Below are 19,625 nucleotides of genomic sequence, written 5' to 3'. Positions count from 1 at the left end.
CGCCAGCGTCACTTACGGTCACGGGACGGTCGTACGACAATGAGCCCCCACGCCGGCACCGCCGGCTTCACCCCCCACACTCTCGCGTTCGTGGAGAGTCCGGTACAGCTGCTGAACGTGCTGGAGTGGGCGCACCTGCGTGCGCCCCGCGCGGAGGGGGCACCCGGCGGGGGGCTCACCCTCGTGGTCCTGTCACCGACCGACCCGATGACCCGCGGCCAGCTGCGCCGCATGGCCGACCTCGCCCGCGACGAGGGGCACACCGTGCGCTGGGAGGAGGCGCGGGGTGGCCCCGCGGCTCCTTTCCAGACGATCGGCGGCCTCACGCGGTTGCTGCGCAAGGCGGACCGGATCGTGATGGGCGACCCGTTTTCGAGATATGTGCAGTTGCTGCTGACGATCACCAGGGCACGCGACCTGGTGGTGGTGGACGACGGCACGGCGACGATGGAGTTCGTCGCCCAACTCGCCAGCGGTGAACGCCTGGTCCGCTGGCACCGCAAGGGCGGCCGCCAGGGCCCCAGGGACCTGATCTTCGCCCCGGTCTCCTCCTCGGCCCGCCGCCGCCTCACCCCCAACACCCGCCGCAAGGTGGAGATCTTCTCCTCCATGCCGATCGAGGAGCCCCCCAAGGGCGTCACGATCACGGCGAACGAGTTCGCCTGGACCCGCGCCACCTTCGGCCCGCCCCGCATCACGAAGGGCGCCGACATGGTCGGAACGTCGTTGGTGGAGACGGGAGTCGTCGACGCCGACCGTTACCTGGAGGCGGTCACCGCCCTGGCGAAGACCCACGGCGCGACGCGCTACTTCGCCCACCGCCGTGAATCCACGGAGAAACTCCACCGGTTGGCGGTCGAAACGGGCCTGGAGATCGTCCGCCCGGACCTCCCCCTGGAACTGATCGCCCGCCGCGGCCCCATCGGCCGCACGATCCTCAGCTTCCCGTCAACTGTCGTCCACACCTTGCCGCTGGCCCTGGTCGGCACGGAGGTCCGGGTCGCCGTGTGCGACATCGACCCGGCCTGGCTGACGGAGAACGCCTCGCCTCGGGCGCAGGGGTTCCTGTCGGGGGTTACGGGGACGGCGAAGGATGTGCATCGGTTGTCGGCGGTTACGGCGGCTTAGGGGGAAGAGCGGGGGATCAGGCCGCTCCGGGCCCGGTCCCCTCAGTCTCCGAGTCCTCGGCGAACAGGTCCTCCGCGCGCTCGACCGTGCGGGAACGCTCCAACCAGGCGTCCATGCGGTCGAGGTCCGTGCAGGAGGTGATGCGCTCACGCACGCTGTCCCGTACGGGGATGCCGCGGACCTCCAGCACGAACAGAATCCCCTTGGCTTCTCCTGCGGCACCCCTGCGTATCCGGCCGGGACTCTGAAGTCCCGGCCGCAGCCTTTTCTGCCTTCGTCGACGCCCTGAAAGGCGACCGCTACCCCGCAACTTCCCCCAGCCTGTGAGCCAGCGCGAAAGCACGTCCCAGCCTCTGCGCCCCCCGCGGCTCCACCCGCACCTGCGCGTCCAGCGTCAGCCCCGCCTCCGTGAGGAACCCGGCGACCTCCCCCGGAGTCCGGAAGTAGTAGTCGAGGGAGATGTCCAGGCCGTAGCGCTCCGTCATGTGGATGTGTTCGCCGTCCGAGGCCTGGAAGGCGAGGAGTACGTGGCCGCCGGGGCGCAGGGCCCGGTGGAACTCCTTGAAGACGCCCGGGAGTTCGGGGTCCGGGATGTGGATCGTGGAGTAGAGGGCGATGATGCCGGACAGGGACGCGTCGGGTACGTCCAGGGACGTCATCGAGCCGACCTCGAACCGGAGTTGGGGATGGGCCTCGCGGGCCAGTGCCACCATGTGCGGGGAGATGTCGATGCCGAAGGCCGGGACGCCGAGGGTGTTCAGGCGTGCCGTCACGTAGCCGGGGCCGCTGCCCACGTCGGCCACCGGTGCGTCGGGAGCCGTCGTACGGGCCAGGTCCGCGAAGGCGGTCAGCAGGGCCGATTCGAGGGGGCCGTCGCCCAGGCCGTCGGGGTGTTCCGCGCTGTACGCGGGGGCGATCGTGTCGTAGGAGGAGCGGGTGGCCTCTATGAAGTCCGCGGAGTCCGTGGGCGCGTTCGCGTGAGAGTCGTCGGTCACGTCGGCGGACCCTAGCAAGGGGCGACGACCCGAGAAGCCGGGGAGATCCGCTTCCCGCCAACCCCCGGTACCGCCACGCTGTGTAGCCGTAACGTCGCGTGGCCGTGAGGATTCCGGGATACGGACGGGACAGGCTGGGGCTCGATGGGACGTGGTATGCCAGAGGAAGCAGGGAGCATACCCACCCCAGCGAGCAGCCATGCGGTCGGCGGTCAGATTTTCTTCGTCTAACGGGTTGAACTTTTGTTGATCGAGGGTCAGTTGACCACCCGGGCGCCCTACCCTTCAGAGGGTGAAGCAATTGATGTCACCAGAGTCCGAGGCATCCGAGGCAGAGTCCGAGGCCGAATCCGTCGGGAATGTGCTCCCGGGCACCCTGCCCGAGGACCTGCGGGCCGAACTCGTCGCGTTCCGCCGGGACTTGCACATGCATCCCGAGCTGGGCAATCAGGAGTTCCGGACCACCGCCGCGATCAAGACCCGGCTGGAGCAGGCCGGTCTCGAACCGCGTGTGCTCGCCATCGGGACCGGCCTCGTCTGTGACATCGGGCCCCGCGAGAGCGGCGTACCCATGCTCGCGCTGCGCGCCGACCTCGACGCCCTGCCCATCCCGGACACGAAGAGTGACTGCGCGTACCGCTCCACCGTGCCCGACCGCGCCCACGCCTGCGGCCACGACGTGCACACCACCGTGGTGCTCGGCGCCGGCCTCGTGCTGGCCCGGCTGCACGAGCAGGGGCTGCTGCCCCGGCCGGTGCGGCTGCTCTTCCAGCCCGCCGAGGAGATCCTGCCGGGCGGCGCCGCCGACGCCATCGAGTGCGGGGTGCTGGAGGGGGTCGGCCGGATCATCGCCGTCCACTGCGATCCGAAGGTGGACAGCGGGAGGATCGGGTTGCGGGTCGGGCCCATCACCTCCGCATGCGACCGGCTGGAGGTTTCGCTCGACGGGCCCGGTGGGCACACCGCCCGGCCGCATCTCACCACCGACCTCGTCACCGCCGCCGCCCGCGTCGCCACCGACGTGCCCGCGCTCGTCGCCCGCCGGATGGACGCGCGGAGCGGGGTGTCCGTGACCTGGGGGCGGATCGAGTCCGGTCACGCGCCCAACGTGATTCCGCAGCACGCCGAGCTGTCCGGCACCGTACGGTGTCTCGATCTCGACGCCTGGCGGCGGGCGCCCGACATCGTGCACGCGGCGATCGACGAGGTCGCCGGGCTGCACCGGGCCAAGACGGTGATCGACTACGTGCGCGGGGTGCCGCCCGTGGTCAATGACGCGCTCGTGACCGAGTTGCTGCGGGACGCCATGGTCGCCCGGCGCGGACCGCTCTCCGTCGAGGACACCGAGCAGAGCCTGGGCGGCGAGGACTTCTCCTGGTATCTGGAGCACGTGCCGGGTGCCATGGCCCGGCTCGGGGTGCGGACGCCGGGGGAGCGGACCGTACGCGACCTCCACCAGGGCGACTTCGACGCCGACGAGTCGGCGATCACGGTCGGCGTGGAGCTGTTCACCGCCGCCGCGCTGATCGACGCGGCTCTCTGAGCGCGACGGGGGGCGTAGAGGTGCCCGTTCGGTACCCCTACGTCCCCTTGTGTCACCCGGGTGTAACCACCGGCGCGTGAACGTAACGCGGTGGCGGCACGATCCGGTAACGGCAAGGAGAAACCCCGTTCCCCTCCTCGTCTACGCGCGTTACTGTGCGCGGAAATCGCCACAGAGGCGGCGCGTTGGGGAAGCGGTCCGGTGACGGTGCCGTGAGGACGAAGGAGTGCTTGCTGTGCGTCATACATCTCGGAGGACCAGGTTCTCCCAAGCCGCGGTGGCCGTCACGGTCATCGCCCTCGCGGCTACCGCGTGCGGTAGCTCCAGCAAGGATGCCAACAAGGCCAGCGACAGTTCGTCGTCCTCGTCCGGCAAGTACACCGGCAAGGGCATCGGCCTCGCCTACGACGTCGGCGGCAAGGGCGACCAGTCCTTCAACGACGCGGCCTACGCCGGTTTCCAGAAGGCGGAGAAGGACTTCGGCCTCACCGGCCGCGACATCGAGCCGCAGGACGGCGAGTCCGACGCGGACAAGGTGCAGCGCCTGGAGCAGCTCGCCCAGGCCGGCTACAACCCGGTCATCGGTGTCGGCTTCGCCTACGCGCCCGCCGTCAAGGAGGCCGCCGCGAAGTTCCCGAACATCACGTTCGGCATCATCGACGACGAGCAGGACAAGGCCGCCAACGTGGCCGACCTGGTCTTCCACGAGGAGCAGTCCTCGTACCTGGCGGGCGTCGCCGCGGCCAAGGCGACCAAGAAGAACCACATCGGCTTCATCGGCGGCGTCGACGTCCCGCTGATCCACAAGTTCGAAGCCGGGTTCGACCAGGGCGCCAAGTCCGTCAACCCCAGCATCAAGATCGAGTCGCAGTACCTGACGCAGACCGCTGCCGAGGGCGGCTTCTCCAGCCCCGACAAGGGCAAGGACGCGGCCAGCGGCCAGATCGAGGCGGGCGCGGACGTCATCTACGCCGCCGCCGGTCTCTCCGGCCAGGGCGTCATCTCCGAGGCCTCCGCCAAGGGTGTGTGGGCCATCGGAGTGGACTCCGACCAGTACGAGCAGAAGGCGCTCGCCAAGTACAAGGACTCGATCCTGGGCTCGGCGCTGAAGAACGTCGGCGGCGCGGTCTACGACCTGGTGAAGTCCGTGTACGAGGGCAAGCCCAAGACCGGCGTGATCCGCTACGGCCTCGACAACGACGGCGTCGGCTTCTCCGACACCAACCCGAAGTACAAGGCCATGACCGCCGCGGTGGCCGCGGTGAACAAGGCCAAGCAGGACATCATCGACGGCAAGGTCACGGTCGCCACCACGACCAAGTGAGGGTGACACTGCCTTCCTGGCCGTCTTCCTGACGCCGACACCGGGGAGCCCCGGGACCGAAACGGTCCCGGGGCTCCCCGTGTTCTCCGTGTCCGTTCTCCGTGTCCGCCATCCGGGTGCTTGGCGTTTGGCAAAGGTTCAAAACGGTCGGATAACGCTCTGGCAAGTTGGGGTTCTCCACCATGTCTACGCGCGTTACTCTGCGACGGAACCAGCGCCTGGTTGGGGCGCTTGCACGAAGGAGTCTCGTTCCATGCGCCGGGTGTCCCGTATCGCCGTTGCAGGCGTTGCAACCGCAGCACTTGCCGTCACCGTCTCCGCCTGTGGCAGCTCGTCCAGCTCGTCCACCAGCAGCAGTAGCAGCAGCGGTACCTCCAAGGGTATTGGCCTCGCCTACGACGTCGGCGGCAAGGGCGACCAGTCCTTCAACGACGCCGCGTACGCCGGCTTCACCAAGGCCGAGAAGGACTTCGGCGTCGGCGGCCGGGACGTGGAGCCGCAGGACGGCGAGTCCGACGCGGACAAGGTGCAGCGCCTGGAGACGCTGGCCCGCTCCGGCTACAACCCGGTGATCGGTGTCGGCTTCGCCTACGCGCCCGCCGTCAAGGAAGCCGCCGCGAAGTTCCCGAAGATCACCTTCGGCATCATCGACGACAACACCATCAAGGCCGACAACGTCGCCGACATGGTCTTCCACGAGGAGCAGTCCTCCTACCTGGCCGGCGTCACCGCCGCGCTCACCACGAAGACCAACACCGTCGGCTTCGTCGGCGGCGTGGACGTCCCGCTGATCCACAAGTTCGAGGCCGGCTTCGCCCAAGGTGTCGCCGACACCAAGAAGGGCGTCAAGGTCAAGTCGCAGTACCTGACCCAGACCGCCGAGGAGGGCGGCTTCTCCAGCCCCGACAAGGGCGAGAGCGCGGCCGAGGGCCAGATCGAGGCCGGCGCGGACGTCGTCTACGCCGCCGCGGGCCTCTCCGGCCAGGGCGTCATCAAGGCCGCCGCCGCGCACAAGGTGTGGGCGATCGGTGTCGACTCCGACCAGTACAACCAGAAGGCGCTCGCCGCCTACAAGCCGTACATCCTCACCTCGGCCCTGAAGAACGTGCAGGGCGCGGTCTACGACCTCGCCAAGTCCGTCATCAAGGACAAGAAGCCCCTCAGCGGCGAGATCCGCGGCTCGCTGAGCAACGGCGGCGTCGGCCTGGCCGACTCCAACCCGACGTTCAAGAACAACGCCACCCTCCAGGCCGCCCTCAAGAAGGCCGAGGCCGGCATCAAGGACGGCTCGATCACGGTCAAGACCTCCTGAACCAGCGGTCGTAGGCCGGTTACGACCATGGCCAAAAGAGCGCTGTAATGGCAGCGTTACGGCCACGGAACGGGGCGTGGGGAGGATGGCTCGCCACGCCCCGTTCGCGCGGCAGAATGCTCGGAACGGATCGGACGGCGATGGATGCCGAACAAAGCCGGTCAGGTCTGGGCACTATTTAAAGCAGGGGCGCTACGCGCGTAGAGAGGCCCCTTTCCACGAGGAGAGTTCGCCATCGACGCGTCCAGCAGCCCTCCGCTCACCGCACAGTCGACCGCGGTCGAGTTGGCCGGGATCACCAAGCGCTTCCCCGGTGTCGTCGCCAACAGCGACATCCGCTTCAGTGTCCGAAAAGGCACCGTGCACGCCCTCGTCGGCGAGAACGGCGCCGGCAAGTCGACCCTGATGAAGATCCTCTACGGCATGCAGAAGCCGGACGAGGGCACCATCGCCGTCGACGGCGAGCAGGTCGCCTTCTCGTCGCCCGCCGACGCCATCGCCCGCGGCATCGGCATGGTCCACCAGCACTTCATGCTCGCCGACAACCTCACCGTCCTGGAGAACGTCGTCCTGGGCAGCGAGAAGCTCTACGGCATCGGCGGCGGCGCCCGCAAGAAGATCAAGGAGATCTCCGACCGCTACGGCCTCAACGTCCGCCCGGACGTCCTGGTCGAGAACCTCGGCGTCGCCGAGCGCCAGCGCGTCGAGATCCTCAAGGTCCTCTACCGCGGCGCCCGCACCCTGATCCTCGACGAGCCCACCGCCGTCCTGGTCCCGCAGGAGGTCGACGCCCTCTTCAGCAACCTGCGCGAGCTGAAGTCCGAGGGCCTCGCCGTCATCTTCATCTCGCACAAGCTGGGCGAGGTCCTGTCGGTCGCCGACGAGATCACCGTCATCCGGCGCGGCACCACGGTCGGCACGGCCGTCCCCGCCGAGACGACCTCCCGGCAGCTCGCCGAGATGATGGTCGGCAGCGAACTCCCCACCCCCGAGACGGCCGAGTCGACGGTCACCGACCAGCCCGTCATCGAGGTCAAGAACCTCACCGTCTACGCCGCCGGCGCCTCCCTCGGCGCCGAGTCGGAGCCCGTGGGCGGCGGACTGGTCGGCGACACCGCCGCCGGCGCCGCCAAGCGCGTCCTCGACGACGTCACCTTCACCATCAACGCCGGTGAGGTCATGGGCATCGCCGGCGTCGAGGGCAACGGCCAGACCGAGCTGATCGACGCGCTGATCGGCCTGAAGAACGCCGACTCCGGCACCATCGTCTTCCTCGGCGAGGACATCACCGCCTGGGCCACCCGCCGCCGCCGCGAGCACGGCATCGGCTACATCCCCGAGGACCGCCACCGCCACGGCCTCCTCCTGGAAGCCCCGCTGTGGGAGAACCGCATCCTCGGCCACGTCACCGAGAAACCCAACGCGAAGGGCGTCTGGCTCGACATCAAGGGCGCCCAGGAGGACACCCGCCGGATCGTCGAGGAGTACGACGTCCGCACCCCCGGCATCGACGTCACCGCCGCCTCCCTCTCCGGCGGCAACCAGCAGAAGCTGATCGTCGGCCGCGAGATGAGCCACACACCGAAGTTCCTGATCGCCGCCCACCCCACCCGCGGTGTGGACGTCGGCGCGCAGGCCGCGATCTGGGACCACGTCCGCGCGGCCCGCCGCGAGGGCCTCGCCGTCCTGCTGATCTCCGCCGACCTGGACGAGCTGATCGGCCTGTCGGACACCCTGCGCGTGATCTACGACGGCAGGCTGGTCGCCGACGCCGACCCGGCCACCGTCACCCCCGAGGAACTCGGCTCGGCCATGACCGGCGCCGCGTCCGGTCACCTCGAACACGTCGAAGAGTCCGCAGAAGACGGCGCCGACGACACCGCCCCGGAGGACGAGGCCCGATGAAGAAGTTCGACAAGGAGCGGCTGCTCCTCGCCGTGGCCGGCCCGGTCATGGCGCTTGTCGCGGCGATCCTGCTGACCTCGGTCGTGCTGCTCGCCTCGGGCAAGAACCCGATCGAGCCGTACCACCTGATGCTCCAGCAGATCGGGTACTCGGACGTCCAGGTGCTGATCATCAATCAGGCGTCGATGTACTACATCGCCGCCCTGGCGGTCGCCCTCGGCTTCCGGATGAACCTGTTCAACATCGGCGTCGACGGCCAGTACCGGCTCGGCGCCGTGATGACGGCCGTGGTCGGCGCGCACGTCGGCCTGCCCGCCTTCCTCCAGGTGCCGCTGCTGCTCCTGGTCGCGATCCTCACCGGCGCCTTCTGGGCCGGCATCGCGGGTGTCCTCAAGGTCACCCGGGGGGTCAGCGAGGTCGTCGCCACGATCATGCTGAACGCCATCGCGACCAGCCTGATCCTCTACCTCACGCAGACCGACACGTGGGGCGTCCAGGTCGGCAACAACATGACGACCGGCATCATGAAGAAGTCCGGCTGGATCCCCGGCATCGACATGGGCGCGGACACCGGCGAGATCTACGGCCTGGTCTTCCTCGCCGTGATCATGGGCGTCCTGTACTGGCTCGTCCTCAACCGCACCCGCTTCGGCTTCGACCTGCGCGCCACCGGCGAGTCCGAGACCGCCGCGGCCGCCTCCGGTGTCGACGCCAAGCGCATGACGCTCACCGCGATGCTGATCTCCGGCGGTGTCGCCGGTCTCGCGGGGCTGCCGCTGCTGCTCGGCGACAGCCACACCTACAGCCTCACCTTCCCCGAGGGCCTCGGCTTCACCGCCATCGGCATCGCGCTCCTCGGCCGCAACAACCCCGGCGGCATCGCTCTCGCCGCCCTCCTGTGGGCCTTCCTCGACAAGGCGTCGCCCGCCCTCGACTACGCGACCCCGGTCGCGTACGAGAAGGAGATCGCGACGATCATGCAGGGCCTGATCGTGTTCGCGGTCGTCATCTCCTACGAGGTCGTCCGCACCTGGGGCCTGCGCCGCCAGCAGAGCCGTGTCGGCGCCGAACTCGCCGCCGCCGCCCGGAACAACTCCGAGAAGAAGGAGGTGGCGGCCCGATGAGTACCGCGACCATCGCCAAGCCGCAGGCGAAGCAGCCCGGCAAGGGCGGACGCCGATTCTCCCTTCCCGTGCTCCTGCTGATCATCGCGGGCGCGCTGATCCTCACCTCGATCGTCCGCCTCATCACCGGCGCGGACGGCATCACCTCCACCGGCCAGATGTCCACGGCCCTGCGCGCCGCCGTACCGATCGGCCTCGCCGGTCTCGGCGGTCTGTGGGCCGAGCGCGCGGGCGTCGTCAACATCGGCCTCGAAGGCATGATGATCCTCGGCACCTGGTTCGGCGCCTGGGCCGGCTACCAGTGGGGCCCCTGGACCGGTGTCGTCTTCGGCATCCTCGGCGGTTGCCTCGGCGCCGTCCTGCACGCCGTCGCCACCGTGACGTTCAACGTCAACCACATCGTCTCCGGTGTCGCCATCAACATCCTGGCGCTCGGCGTCACCCGCTATCTGTCGAAGTTCACCTTCGCCAACACCTCCGAGGGCTCCGCCAAGCAGTCCCCACCCATCGACTCGCTCGGCAACTTCGACATCCCCGGCCTCTCCAGTTGGCTGGACACGCTCAACGGCAAGCACTGGTTCCTGATCTCCGACATCGCCGGTCTCGTCGGCGGTCTGGTCACCAACCTCTCCCCGCTCACCGTCATCGCGGTCGCCCTGGTCCCCGCCACCTGGTGGGTCCTGTGGCGCACGGCCTTCGGCCTCCGCCTGCGCTCCTGCGGCGAGAACCCGGTGGCCGCCGAGTCCCTCGGCGTCAACGTCTACAAGTACAAGTACCTCGCCGTGATCATCTCCGGCGGCTTCGCCGGCCTCGGCGGCGCCTTCCTGTCGATCGTCGCCTCGAACGTCTACCTCGACGGCCAGACCGGCGGCCGGGGTTACATCGGCCTCGCCTCGATGATCTTCGGCAACTGGATGCCGGGCGGACTCGCCCTCGGCGCGGGCCTGTTCGGCTACACCGACAGCCTCAACCTGCGCGGCGGCGCCACCAACGTCCATGCGCTGATCCTGCTGCTCGGCTTCCTGCTGGTCGCCGGCGTCGGCTACCTGGTCTGGAAGAAGCGGTACGTCCCGGCCGGCATCACCGCCGCCGTCGCGGCCCTGATGTTCGTCTGGTACGCCACCACCGACCAGGTCCCGACCCAACTGGTCGGCGCCAGCCCGTACATCGTCACCCTGCTGGTCCTCTCGCTGTCCGCACAGCATCTGCGGATGCCGAAGGCGGACGGCCTGCCGTACCGGAAGGGACAGGGCAAGTGACCTCGCCCGCCGCCGAGTTGGCCGTCGACTGGGACGAACTGCGCGCCGAGGCGCGGGAGGCGATGTCCCACGCCTACGCGCCGTACTCGGGCTACCCCGTCGGGGTCGCCGCCCGGGTCGACGACGGCCGCACGGTCTCCGGCTGCAACGTGGAGAACGCGTCGTACGGCCTCGGCCTGTGCGCGGAGTGCGGGCTCGTGTCCGACCTCCAGCGCACCGGCGGCGGCCGGCTGACGCACTTCACCTGCGTCGACGGCAAGGGCGACATCCTCGTCCCGTGCGGCCGGTGCCGCCAACTGCTGTACGAGTTCGGCGGTCCCGGTCTGCTGGTGGAGACACCGGCGGGCGTCCTGCCGCTCTCGGAGATGCTCCCGCAGGCCTTCGGGCCGGACCATCTCACCAGGTAACTCCCGTGCGGCCCCGCTGAGTTGGTCCACCCTGCTCGGCGGGGCCGCGCATTTTCAGAACGTTCGGAAGGAAAGCCAAGCCATGGCGCAAGTCTCGATGGACGCCATCTCCGTCATCCGTACCAAGCGGGACCGCGGTGAACTGAGCGACGAGCAGATCGACTGGGTCATCGACGCGTACACCCGCGGGGAGGTGGCCGACTACCAGATGGCCGCCCTCAACATGGCGATCCTCCTCAACGGCATGAACCGTTCCGAGATCGCCCGCTGGACCGCCGCGATGATCGCCTCCGGCGAGCGCATGGACTTCTCGTCCCTCTCCCGCCCGACCGCCGACAAGCACTCCACGGGCGGCGTCGGCGACAAGATCACCCTCCCGCTGGCCCCGCTGGTCGCCGCCTGCGGCGCGGCCGTCCCGCAGCTCTCCGGCCGCGGCCTCGGCCACACCGGCGGCACCCTCGACAAGCTGGAGTCGATCCCCGGCTGGCGCGCACTGCTCTCCAACGAGGAGATGCTGTCGGTCCTGGAGGGCACGGGAGCGGTCATCTGCGCGGCGGGCGACGGCCTGGCCCCGGCGGACAAGAAGCTGTATGCCCTGCGGGACGTCACCGGCACGGTGGAGGCAATCCCCCTGATCGCCTCGTCCATCATGTCGAAGAAGATCGCCGAGGGCACGGGTTCCCTGGTCCTGGACGTGAAGGTCGGCACGGGCGCGTTCATGAAGACGATCGAGGACGCGCGTGAACTGGCGTCCACGATGGTCGGGTTGGGCACGGACCACGGCGTCAAGACGATCGCGCTCCTGACGGACATGTCGACCCCCCTCGGCCTGACGGCGGGCAACGCCCTCGAAGTCCGGGAATCCGTCGAGGTGTTGGCGGGCGGCGGCCCCTCGGACGTCGTCGAGCTGACCATCGCGCTGGCCCGCGAGATGCTCGACGCGGCCGGCATCAAGGACGCCGACCCGGCGAAGGCCCTGGCCGACGGTTCGGCGATGGACGTCTGGCGCCGGATGATCGCGGCCCAGGGCGGCGACCCGGACGCGGAGCTGCCGGTGGCCCGCGAGCGCCAGGTGGTGACGGCCCCGACGTCCGGTGTCCTCACCCGCCTCGACGCCTACGACATCGGCATCGCCGCCTGGCGTCTCGGCGCGGGGCGTGCGCGCAAGGAGGACCCGGTGCAGGCGGGTGCGGGAGTGGAGATGCACGCCAAGCCCGGCGACGCGGTGACGGCGGGCCAGCCCCTGCTGACCCTGCACACCGACACCCCGGAGCGCTTCACGTACGCGCTGGAGGCCGTCGAGGGTTCGTACGACATCGGCGCCGAGGGGACCTCGTTCACGGCTTCGCCGGTGGTGCTGGAGCGCATCGCCTGATCCGGGAGTGGGGTTGAGGGGCCGGGCTTTCAAGTCCCGGCCCCTTCCGCCTACTTGGGCACCTGGAGGAACTGTTCCAGCGCCGCCCGGACTTCCGGTCGCCGACCGCCGCCGTCCAGCTCCAGGATGGCGGCTTCGACTACGGCGCTGTTCCACATCGCCGCGCTCGGCTCCGTGTGGGACCAGCCCATGGCGGCGAAATCGGGGCCGACCTGCTCGATGACCAGTCTGTTCCGGGCCGCGATCGCCCCGATGATCTTGGGATCGACCCGGGTTTCCAGGGCTGCTCCGGGACCGGCCCGGCTACCCCAGCAGCGCCGCGATCACCACCAGCACCGGCACCGACAGGATCGTCGACAGCAGGATCGAGTCCCGGGCCAGTGCCTCGCCCACGCGGTAACGGCTCGCGTACGTGTACAGGTTCTGCGCACCGGGCAGCGCCGAGGTCACGACCACGTCGAGCAGGGCCGCGCCGTGCAGGCCGAACACCCCCGCCGCCAGCGCCCAGGCGATCGCCGGCTGCCCCACCGACTTCAGGGCGACCGACAGCAGCACCGGCCACCGCTCGACGCCACGTGCCGGCACGGCACTTCCGCGCAGCGAGATGCCGAAACCGAGGAGTACGGCCGGGACCGCCATGTTGCCGATCAGGGTGAGGGGGTCCATCACCGGGCCCGGGAGATGCACGCCGGAGGCGGCCACCGCGACCCCGGCGAGGGAGCCGACCGCGACCGGATTGCGCACGGGCGTGAGCAGCCGCAGCCACCAGGGATCCTTGTCGCCCCGGTCCGACAGGTCGAGGATCGTGAGGGCGAGCGGGCTGACCACCACGAGCTGGAACAGCATCACCGGTGCCACCAGCGACGCGTTGCCCAGGACGTACACCGAGATCGGGATGCCGAGGTTGCCGGAGTTGACGTAGCTCGAACAGAGCGCGCCGATCGTCGTACGGCCCACACCCCAGCCGCGGGCCCCGCCCACCGCCACGAACACGCCCGCCACCGCCGCCGTGCTCAGCACCGTCACGAGCAGCCAGCTGGAGAAGACCACCGAGAGGTCGGCCCGCGCGAGGGTGGTGAACAGCAGGGCCGGGGACGCCACGTTGAAGGCCAGCCTGGTCAGGACGTCCCGGCCGTTCTCCCCGAGGGAGCCGCGCAGGCCGAGCAGATAGCCGACGGCGATGACGACGCCGATGACCGCGAACCCGGTCAACACCCCCTGCACGGCGCCTCCTCGGCGGGGGTCGCGGCGCGCGGGAGGGCGTCAGGTATCCAGGGCGGAGCTGATCCGTGGGGCATACAGCAAACCTAGGCGGTCGCTCCCGATGAGTTACGACCGCCCACCCGGTCTACCGGTCGTGGACGCCATGACACCCGCTGTACTCGTGCCGAACCGCCCCGTCACCCGTGACGAGGTGGTGCGGCTCTGCGACGAGGTGCGGCGGCTGCTGGAGGCGACCGGCGCCGGGGTCGTCCTCGTCGGGGTCGAGACCGTGGGGCCCGGGCCGCCGGGGCTCGGGACCGTCGATCTCCTGGCCCGTCTGGAGCTGACCGCGCGGCGGGCCGGTGGCCGGATCAGGCTGCGCGGGCCCAGCCCCGGACTACGCGCCCTCCTCGATCTGGTCGGGCTCCGCTTCGAGATGGAGGGGCAGGTCGAACAGCGGGAACCAGCGCTGGGTGTCCAGGAAGAAGTGGAACCCGGTGAGCCTGCCGTCTGAGATCTCCAGGACCTGCACCGACCAGGGGCTGAAGCCGCCCGCCTCCGGGTCCGGCTTGTACTGGGCGAAGCCCGGCAGGCCGTTCACCTCCACCGGGATCAGGCGGGAGCCCTCGCAGGCGGCGCCGATCGTCGTCATGAAGCCCGTGATGTCGTCGTGGCCGGTCAGCCACAGGTCGAACGGCGGCATCGTCATGATGGCGTCCTCGTGCAGCAGCGCCGTCAGGGCCGCCATGTCGTAGCCCTCGAAGGCCGCGACATACCGCTCAAGGAGCTTCTTCTGCTCGTCGTCGAGCGGATCGGAGACGGCCGCGTCGGCCGCCTTCTCGTCCCGCTCGGCGAGAGTGGCGCGGGCCCGCTGCAACGCGCTGTTGACCGACGCGACCGAGGTGCCGAGCAGCTCGGCGACCTCGCCTGCCCGCCAGGCCAGCACCTCGCGCAGGATCAGCACCGCCCTTTGTTTCGGCGGCAGTTGCTGAAGGGCGGCCATGAACGCGAGCCGCACCGACTCCTTGGCGACGGCGGCCTCCGCCGGGTCGGCGACCGTGGGCAGCACGCGCGCGTCGGGCATCGGCTCCAGCCAGGTGTTGTCGGGGCGCGGCGACAGCGCGGCCTGGGCGAGCGGGGTGGAGTCGCTGAGGTCGACGGGCCGCGCCCGCTTGTTGCCCGCGGACAGCATGTCCAGGCAGACGTTCGTCGCGATCCGGTACAGCCAGGACCGCAGGCTGGAGCGACCCTCGAACTTGTCGTAGCTCCGCCAGGCGCGGACCATCGTGTCCTGCACCGCGTCCTCGGCCTCGAAGGAGGAGCCGAGCATGCGGTAGCAGTACCCGGTCAGCTCGACGCGGTGTTTCTCCAGCCTGATGTCGAGGTCTGTCGTCGTCGCGGTGCCGTCGCTCATGGTCTCGCCCACCCACCCCTGTGGCCGTTCTTCCGATACCCCGAAACGTAGCGCAGCCCACTGACAATGGCCCCCGGAGTGGCTGAACGCGCAGGTCAGGAAGGTTTCACTACAGGGCCGGGCGGATGTGACCGCTCAGGCGGCGGCGAGTCCCCGCTCGACCCGCGCCGCCCGCGACCCCAGCACCGTGATCGTCACGACACCGAGCACCGCGAGCACGCCCACGCCGACCGTGCCCGCCCAGCCGCCCGCGTGGAACGCCAGCGCGCCGACCGTACTGCCGGTGCTGGAGCCGATGTAGTACGCGGACTGGTAGAGGGCGGAGGCCTGGGCGCGGCCGGTGGTCGCCGTCTTGCTGACCGCCGAGGACGCGACCGCGTGCCCCGCGAAGAAGCCCGCCGTGATCAGCACCAGGCCGAGCAGCACCAGGGGCAGCGAGTCGGCGAGGGAGACCAAGAGGCCGGTGGCCGTCGTACCGCCCGCGAGGTAGAGGGCACCCCGGCGTCCGAGACGGCCGACGAGCCGCCCCGCCGTGGACGCCGACACCGTACCGACCAGGTACACCAGGAAGATCGAGCCGACGATGCCCTGGGGGAGGGAGAAGGGGGCCTCGGTGAGGCGGTAGCCGATCACCGTGTAGACGCCGCCGAAGACCGTCATGAACAGGGCGCCGATCGCGTACAGCCGGCACAGCAGCGGGTTCGCGAGGTGGGCGCGGACCGTGCGGGCCAGGACGCGCGGGCGCAGCGAGCCCGGCGTGAAGTGCCGCGGGGCGGGGAGCAGGAGGCGGAAGGCGACCGCGCAGCCGACCGCGATCAGACCGATCACCCCTACGGCGACCCGCCAGCCCCACTCCTGCGCGACCCAGCCGGTGATGACCCGGCCGCTCATCCCGCCGACGCTGTTGCCCGCCACGAACAGGCCGATCGCCGTGACCAGCGCCTTCGGCCGGACCTCCTCCGCGAGATACGCCGTCGCCGACGCGGGCAGCCCGGCCAGCGCGGCACCCTGGAGGAACCGCAGCACCACCAGCGCGCCCAGCGAGGGCGCGAACGGCACCAGGACCCCGATGCTCACCGCGACCACCAGCGACGCGGTCATGACCGTACGACGTCCGAAGCGCTCCGACAGGGCGCTCATCGGCAGCACGAACAGCGCGAGTCCGCCGGTCGCCGCGGCCACCGTCCAGCTCGCCGCGCTCGCCGCCACCCCGAACTCGCCGGAGATCAGCGGCAGCAGGGCCTGCGTGGAGTAGAGCAGCGCGAAGGTCGCCACCCCCGCGAGGAAGAGCGCGAAGCTCATCCGGCGATAACCGGGACCACCCGGCGTCAGCCGTGAGTCGGAGGAAGTCGTAGGGGAGGTGGTGGAGGCGGCCACGACGGTGGACGCCCCGGTATCGGCGGGAGACATGCTTCGAAGCTACGTACGCTCCCCTTCATCCGTCCAATGCACGGAAACGCCATAATCGTTCCCATGGTGCATCAGTACAGCTCACAGCCTCGCCTGTCACCGTCCGGTGACACAGAAGACATCGTCGCGCTGCTCGCGCCACGGCTCGCGTACTTCGCCGGGGTCGCCCGCACCGAGCACGTCACGCGGGCCGCGCAGGAGATGCAGGTCCCGCAGTCCACCCTGTCGCGGGCCATGGTCCGCCTCGAACAGGACCTGGGCGTCGACCTGTTCGCCCGCCGGGGCCGCACGGTCTCGCTCACCCCCGCCGGCCGCACCTTCCTCACCTCCGTCGAACGCGCCCTCGCCGAGATCGGCAAGGCCGCCGACGAGGTCCGCGCCGACGCCGACCCCACCACCGGCAAGGTCGCCTTCGGCTTCCTCCACACCCTCGGCTCGGAGACCGTCCCCGAACTCATCCGCGCCTTCCGCGCCGACCACCCCCGCGTCCGCTTCAGCCTCGTCCAGAACTACGGCGAGGCCATGCTGGAACGGCTGCGCGCGGGCGAACTGGACCTGTGCCTGCTGACCGCCCCGACCCTCGACGCCCCCGACGTCGTGGCCCACCGCCTCGACGTCCAGAAGCTCCGCCTCGTCGTCCCGGCCGACCACCGCCTGGCCTCCCGCAAGCGGATCCGCCTCGCGGAGGCGGCCGAGGAGACCTTCGTGACCCTGGAGCCGGGCTACGGCCTCCGGAGCATCACCGACGCGGTCTGCGCGGAGGCCGGCTTCCGCCCGAGGATCGCCTTCGAGGGGGAGGAGGCGGAGACGCTACGGGGCCTGGTGGCGGCGGGTCTCGGAGTGGCCCTGCTCCCTCCACCGGCCGTACCCCGCCCGGGAGTCGCGGAACTGACGGTCACGGCCCCGAAGGCGGTACGGGAGATCGGCGTGGCCTGGCTGGACGGCCGCCCGGACACGCCCCCGGTGGCCGCCTTCAAGAAGTTCCTGCTGTCGAGGAGGGGCAACCTGCTGCCCGAGTAGCTCAGTTGTGGTGCCGCACCCGCACGACCAGCTTGCCGGTGGCGCGGTTGTGCTCCATGTCGTCGTGGGCCTGGGCTACTTGCTCCAGCCCGTCGTACACACGGTCGACGGGGAAGGCCAGTTGGCCGGTGGTGACCGCGTCGAGGATCTCCTGGAAGACCGCCGGGGGGAGATCGGAGGCGTCGCCGAAATAGCCCGCGAGACGTACGCCCCTGGGCAGGTACTCGTTCGGGGAGAAGTCGCGGACGGTCCACTGGTTGGAGAGGCTGCCGCCGAAACAGGCCGTGCCGTGCACGCGTACCGCGCGCAGCGTGTCGGGGAGGGTGGGCGTGCCGACCAGGTCGAGCGCGGCGTCGACGCCGTCCGGGTACAACTCGCGTACGGCGAGGGCGACTTCGCCGACATCGAGCAGCGGATGATCGACACCGCGTTCCTTGAGCAGGGTGAGCCGGTCGGGGCGCCGGGTGGTGGACAGCACCGTGGCTCCGCGCCGGCGGGCGAGCGCGGCGGCGGCCAGCCCCACCGAGGAGGTGCCCCCGCGGATCAGCACGGTCTGGCCGGGCCGCAGATCAAGACCGACGGTGAGCGAACCGTAGGCGGTCTGCACCATCTCCGGCAGGGCGCCCAGTACCTCCCAGGGCAACTCGGTCTCGACGGGGATCACTTGAGTCAGCGGCACCGATGTGTACTCGGCATAGCCGCCGTCGTACGTACGCCCCATGTCCCCCATCATCGCGACGACCTTCCGCCCCCGCACGAGCCCGCTGCCGACCGGCGCCGCGTCGACCGTACCGACGGCCTCGATCCCCGGCACCCGCGGAAAACCGACCCCCTCGCTCACCCCCAGCCGCAGCTTCAACTCCGACCGGTTGAGCCCGAAGGCCTCGACCCGGATCCGCACCCAGCCGTCCCGCTCGGGCGGGAGGGGGAGGGTGGTCAGCCGCAGGTTCTCCACGGGGCCGGGGCCGGAGAGCCGTACGGCACGCATGCTGCTCGAAGAGGACGTCGTCATGGGCCTGCCTTCTTCCCGGACGGGGAGGAGAGTCGGTCGGCGGGCGTCAACGTCGGGCGGCGGGGGCTTCATTCCCGACTCGGCCCGGGGACCGGCCGGTTGGCCGCCGCGCCGGGCGGGCGCCTCCGGGGTACTTGAGCAGGGAGCGTTCGAAGTCTGCCGCCGGTGCATTCTCGACTGGCCCGGGACACCGGCCAGTTGGCCGGGGTGCCACGCGATGGCGGCGCGGGCGTCTGTTCTGGCCGGCCCTGGGCCCGGCCGGTCGGCAGTCGTGGCGCGTGCTCGCGCCCGGTTCACCTGCGCAGGGAATGCCCGAGCCCGTCGTCATCGCATGCCCGACTCGCCCCGGAAGCCGGCTTGTCGGCGACCGCGCCCGCTCACTTCCGCAACGAGCGCCCGAAGCCCGCCGCGAGCGGCATCCTCAGTCCCAGCGGCGGTGGTGCCTGCAACGCGTCCTCCACGGGGCGGGCGAACGCCCGGCCGAACAGGGCGCCGAGGACGAAGTCCTCGGTCAGGGCGTGTACTTCCTGGCGGTGTTGGTGCAACGCGTGGCCGTCGGAGTGGACTTCGAAACGGCAGACGTCCCGGTTCGCCTTCTTGGCGCGGGCCGCCAGGCGGAAGGAGAGTTCGGGGTCGGTGCGTTCGTCGTTCGTGCCGTGGACGATCAGGACGCGGCGGCCCACCAGCTGCTTCACCGGTTCGGGTGGTGCGGCCACGTCCTGCTCGGGGAGCCAAGGGGCCAGCGCGACAACGGAGTTGACCGCCTCGTGTCCGGCGGAGCGCAGCGCGGCCCGGCCGCCCATGTCGATGCCGGCGAGGCAGACGGGCACGTCTCCGTAGCGTCGTACGACCTCGTCCACCGCCCAGCTGGCGTCGTGCGCGAGATACGCCTCGCTGCCGTTCCAGCCGCGGCAGCGGTAGTGGACGACATGCGCGGCCAGACCCTCCACCGCGCCTGCCCGGGACAGTCGGCGCCCCAGCGTTCGTACCGAGGCTGTCGCCATCAGGGGGGACGGCCTGCGGGCGGAGACCTCCTCGCCGCCGGGGAGCAGCAGGACCACGCCGCTCACCGAGGTCGGTTCTGGACCGAGCGCTCTCCCCAGCCGGGCCGTCCGAACCGGCGTCGCTTGCTGTGCCATGACAGAACAGTGTCAGAAGTGAGCGTGTACGCCATCCTTCCGCGCGGTCACCGTT

At 70.3% G+C, this 19,625-nt stretch carries 19 protein-coding genes; 11 read left to right on the top strand and 8 right to left on the bottom strand.

All coding sequences use genetic code 11. From position 1 onward, the window contains the following. The first annotated feature begins 39 nt into the window (after positions 1-39). Positions 40-1,128 carry a hypothetical protein gene (locus ACQHII_RS18715; RefSeq protein WP_427920369.1) on the top strand — a complete coding sequence of 363 codons (1,089 nt, stop codon included), beginning with the start codon at positions 40-42 and terminating at the stop codon, positions 1,126-1,128. A gap of 16 nt (positions 1,129-1,144) precedes the next feature. Here the strand turns inward: ACQHII_RS18715 and ACQHII_RS18710 are convergent, their stop codons facing one another. Continuing rightward, complete coding sequence (locus ACQHII_RS18710; RefSeq protein WP_427920368.1) at positions 1,145-1,318, bottom strand: hypothetical protein; 174 nt, start codon at positions 1,316-1,318, stop codon at positions 1,145-1,147. Positions 1,319-1,427: 109 nt separating this feature from the next. Continuing rightward, the gene (locus ACQHII_RS18705; protein ID WP_427920367.1) at positions 1,428-2,123 is read right to left on the bottom strand and encodes a class I SAM-dependent methyltransferase; all 696 of its coding nucleotides are present in this window, start codon (positions 2,121-2,123) and stop codon (positions 1,428-1,430) included. Positions 2,124-2,427: 304 nt separating this feature from the next. Between ACQHII_RS18705 and ACQHII_RS18700 the strand changes: the two genes are divergently transcribed. From ACQHII_RS18700 to ACQHII_RS18665, 8 genes are all read left to right on the top strand, one after another. After that, entirely contained in the window at positions 2,428-3,666 is a 1,239-nt protein-coding gene (locus tag ACQHII_RS18700; protein WP_427920366.1) for a M20 family metallopeptidase, read from the top strand. A 277-nt stretch (positions 3,667-3,943) separates the two neighbouring features. Further along, positions 3,944-4,990 (top strand): BMP family lipoprotein, encoded by a 1,047-nt coding sequence (locus tag ACQHII_RS18695; protein WP_019066914.1) that lies wholly within the window; start codon positions 3,944-3,946, stop codon positions 4,988-4,990. A 253-nt stretch (positions 4,991-5,243) separates the two neighbouring features. Beyond that, on the top strand, positions 5,244-6,302 hold the full coding sequence (locus ACQHII_RS18690) for a BMP family lipoprotein (protein WP_427920365.1): 1,059 nt from the start codon (positions 5,244-5,246) through the stop codon (positions 6,300-6,302). Between the two features lie 285 nt (positions 6,303-6,587). Then, positions 6,588-8,207, top strand: coding sequence for an ABC transporter ATP-binding protein (locus ACQHII_RS18685; protein WP_427920364.1), 1,620 nt, complete (start codon positions 6,588-6,590; stop codon positions 8,205-8,207). Further along, complete coding sequence (locus tag ACQHII_RS18680) at positions 8,204-9,331, top strand: ABC transporter permease (RefSeq protein ID WP_427920363.1); 1,128 nt, start codon at positions 8,204-8,206, stop codon at positions 9,329-9,331. The genes ACQHII_RS18685 and ACQHII_RS18680 overlap by 4 nt, the downstream gene beginning before the upstream one ends. Then, positions 9,328-10,590, top strand: a complete 1,263-nt coding sequence (locus ACQHII_RS18675) for an ABC transporter permease (RefSeq protein WP_427920362.1) — start codon at positions 9,328-9,330, stop codon at positions 10,588-10,590. The genes ACQHII_RS18680 and ACQHII_RS18675 overlap by 4 nt, the downstream gene beginning before the upstream one ends. Beyond that, positions 10,587-10,997: a cytidine deaminase gene (locus ACQHII_RS18670; protein ID WP_200712802.1), complete on the top strand. Its 411-nt coding sequence runs from the start codon at positions 10,587-10,589 to the stop codon at positions 10,995-10,997. The genes ACQHII_RS18675 and ACQHII_RS18670 overlap by 4 nt, the downstream gene beginning before the upstream one ends. Positions 10,998-11,094: 97 nt before the next feature. Continuing rightward, complete coding sequence (locus ACQHII_RS18665) at positions 11,095-12,372, top strand: thymidine phosphorylase (protein ID WP_427925348.1); 1,278 nt, start codon at positions 11,095-11,097, stop codon at positions 12,370-12,372. A gap of 50 nt (positions 12,373-12,422) precedes the next feature. Here ACQHII_RS18665 and ACQHII_RS18660 read toward each other — a convergent pair whose 3' ends face one another. Together ACQHII_RS18660 and ACQHII_RS18655 are read right to left on the bottom strand one after the other, a co-directional pair. Further along, positions 12,423-12,563, bottom strand: coding sequence for a hypothetical protein (locus ACQHII_RS18660; protein ID WP_427920361.1), 141 nt, complete (start codon positions 12,561-12,563; stop codon positions 12,423-12,425). A 112-nt stretch (positions 12,564-12,675) separates the two neighbouring features. Beyond that, complete coding sequence (locus tag ACQHII_RS18655; RefSeq protein ID WP_427920360.1) at positions 12,676-13,596, bottom strand: AEC family transporter; 921 nt, start codon at positions 13,594-13,596, stop codon at positions 12,676-12,678. A 142-nt stretch (positions 13,597-13,738) separates the two neighbouring features. Between ACQHII_RS18655 and ACQHII_RS18650 the strand changes: the two genes are divergently transcribed. Next, positions 13,739-14,089: an STAS domain-containing protein gene (locus ACQHII_RS18650; RefSeq protein ID WP_427920359.1), complete on the top strand. Its 351-nt coding sequence runs from the start codon at positions 13,739-13,741 to the stop codon at positions 14,087-14,089. On the opposite strand, the gene ACQHII_RS18645 is transcribed toward ACQHII_RS18650, so the two are convergent. Together ACQHII_RS18645 and ACQHII_RS18640 are read right to left on the bottom strand one after the other, a co-directional pair. Then, positions 13,973-14,989 carry a sigma-70 family RNA polymerase sigma factor gene (locus ACQHII_RS18645; protein ID WP_427920358.1) on the bottom strand — a complete coding sequence of 339 codons (1,017 nt, stop codon included), beginning with the start codon at positions 14,987-14,989 and terminating at the stop codon, positions 13,973-13,975. The two genes, ACQHII_RS18650 and ACQHII_RS18645, sit on opposite strands and share 117 nt — an antisense overlap. A gap of 135 nt (positions 14,990-15,124) precedes the next feature. After that, on the bottom strand, positions 15,125-16,399 hold the full coding sequence (locus ACQHII_RS18640; RefSeq protein WP_427920357.1) for an MFS transporter: 1,275 nt from the start codon (positions 16,397-16,399) through the stop codon (positions 15,125-15,127). Between the two features lie 63 nt (positions 16,400-16,462). Here ACQHII_RS18640 and ACQHII_RS18635 point away from each other — a divergent pair, with 63 nt between their 5' ends. Continuing rightward, positions 16,463-17,419, top strand: a complete 957-nt coding sequence (locus ACQHII_RS18635) for a LysR substrate-binding domain-containing protein (protein ID WP_427920356.1) — start codon at positions 16,463-16,465, stop codon at positions 17,417-17,419. Position 17,420: 1 nt separating this feature from the next. Here ACQHII_RS18635 and ACQHII_RS18630 read toward each other — a convergent pair whose 3' ends face one another. Both ACQHII_RS18630 and ACQHII_RS18625 read right to left on the bottom strand, forming a co-directional pair. Further along, on the bottom strand, positions 17,421-18,431 hold the full coding sequence (locus ACQHII_RS18630; protein WP_427920355.1) for a zinc-binding dehydrogenase: 1,011 nt from the start codon (positions 18,429-18,431) through the stop codon (positions 17,421-17,423). A gap of 377 nt (positions 18,432-18,808) precedes the next feature. Beyond that, a complete protein-coding gene (locus ACQHII_RS18625; protein WP_427920354.1) occupies positions 18,809-19,570 on the bottom strand; it encodes a prolyl oligopeptidase family serine peptidase in 762 nt (253 codons plus the stop codon). Positions 19,571-19,625 lie beyond the last annotated feature (55 nt).

It is taken from the genome of Streptomyces sp. cg40, from assembly GCF_050320165.1.
GTDB lineage: Bacteria > Actinomycetota > Actinomycetes > Streptomycetales > Streptomycetaceae > Streptomyces > Streptomyces hokutonensis.
The sequence above is the reverse complement of the archived record's forward strand: the minus strand, read 5'-3'. Positions and strand labels throughout refer to the sequence as shown.

Excerpts from the sequence above, each read along its gene's own strand:
- ACQHII_RS18660 (WP_427920361.1), bottom strand. The coding sequence starts at position 12,563 with ATGGGCTGGTCCCACACGGAGCCGAGCGCGGCGATGTGGAACAGCGCC.
- ACQHII_RS18630 (WP_427920355.1), bottom strand. The coding sequence starts at position 18,431 with ATGACGACGTCCTCTTCGAGCAGCATGCGTGCCGTACGGCTCTCCGGC.
- ACQHII_RS18700 (WP_427920366.1), top strand. The coding sequence starts at position 2,428 with ATGTCACCAGAGTCCGAGGCATCCGAGGCAGAGTCCGAGGCCGAATCC.
- ACQHII_RS18690 (WP_427920365.1), top strand. The coding sequence starts at position 5,244 with ATGCGCCGGGTGTCCCGTATCGCCGTTGCAGGCGTTGCAACCGCAGCA.
- ACQHII_RS18675 (WP_427920362.1), top strand. The coding sequence starts at position 9,328 with ATGAGTACCGCGACCATCGCCAAGCCGCAGGCGAAGCAGCCCGGCAAG.
- ACQHII_RS18640 (WP_427920357.1), bottom strand. The coding sequence starts at position 16,399 with ATGTCTCCCGCCGATACCGGGGCGTCCACCGTCGTGGCCGCCTCCACC.
- ACQHII_RS18680 (WP_427920363.1), top strand. The coding sequence starts at position 8,204 with ATGAAGAAGTTCGACAAGGAGCGGCTGCTCCTCGCCGTGGCCGGCCCG.
- ACQHII_RS18645 (WP_427920358.1), bottom strand. The coding sequence starts at position 14,989 with ATGAGCGACGGCACCGCGACGACGACAGACCTCGACATCAGGCTGGAG.
- ACQHII_RS18665 (WP_427925348.1), top strand. The coding sequence starts at position 11,095 with ATGGACGCCATCTCCGTCATCCGTACCAAGCGGGACCGCGGTGAACTG.
- ACQHII_RS18650 (WP_427920359.1), top strand. The coding sequence starts at position 13,739 with ATGACACCCGCTGTACTCGTGCCGAACCGCCCCGTCACCCGTGACGAG.
- ACQHII_RS18715 (WP_427920369.1), top strand. The coding sequence starts at position 40 with ATGAGCCCCCACGCCGGCACCGCCGGCTTCACCCCCCACACTCTCGCG.
- ACQHII_RS18625 (WP_427920354.1), bottom strand. The coding sequence starts at position 19,570 with ATGGCACAGCAAGCGACGCCGGTTCGGACGGCCCGGCTGGGGAGAGCG.
- ACQHII_RS18635 (WP_427920356.1), top strand. The coding sequence starts at position 16,463 with ATGGTGCATCAGTACAGCTCACAGCCTCGCCTGTCACCGTCCGGTGAC.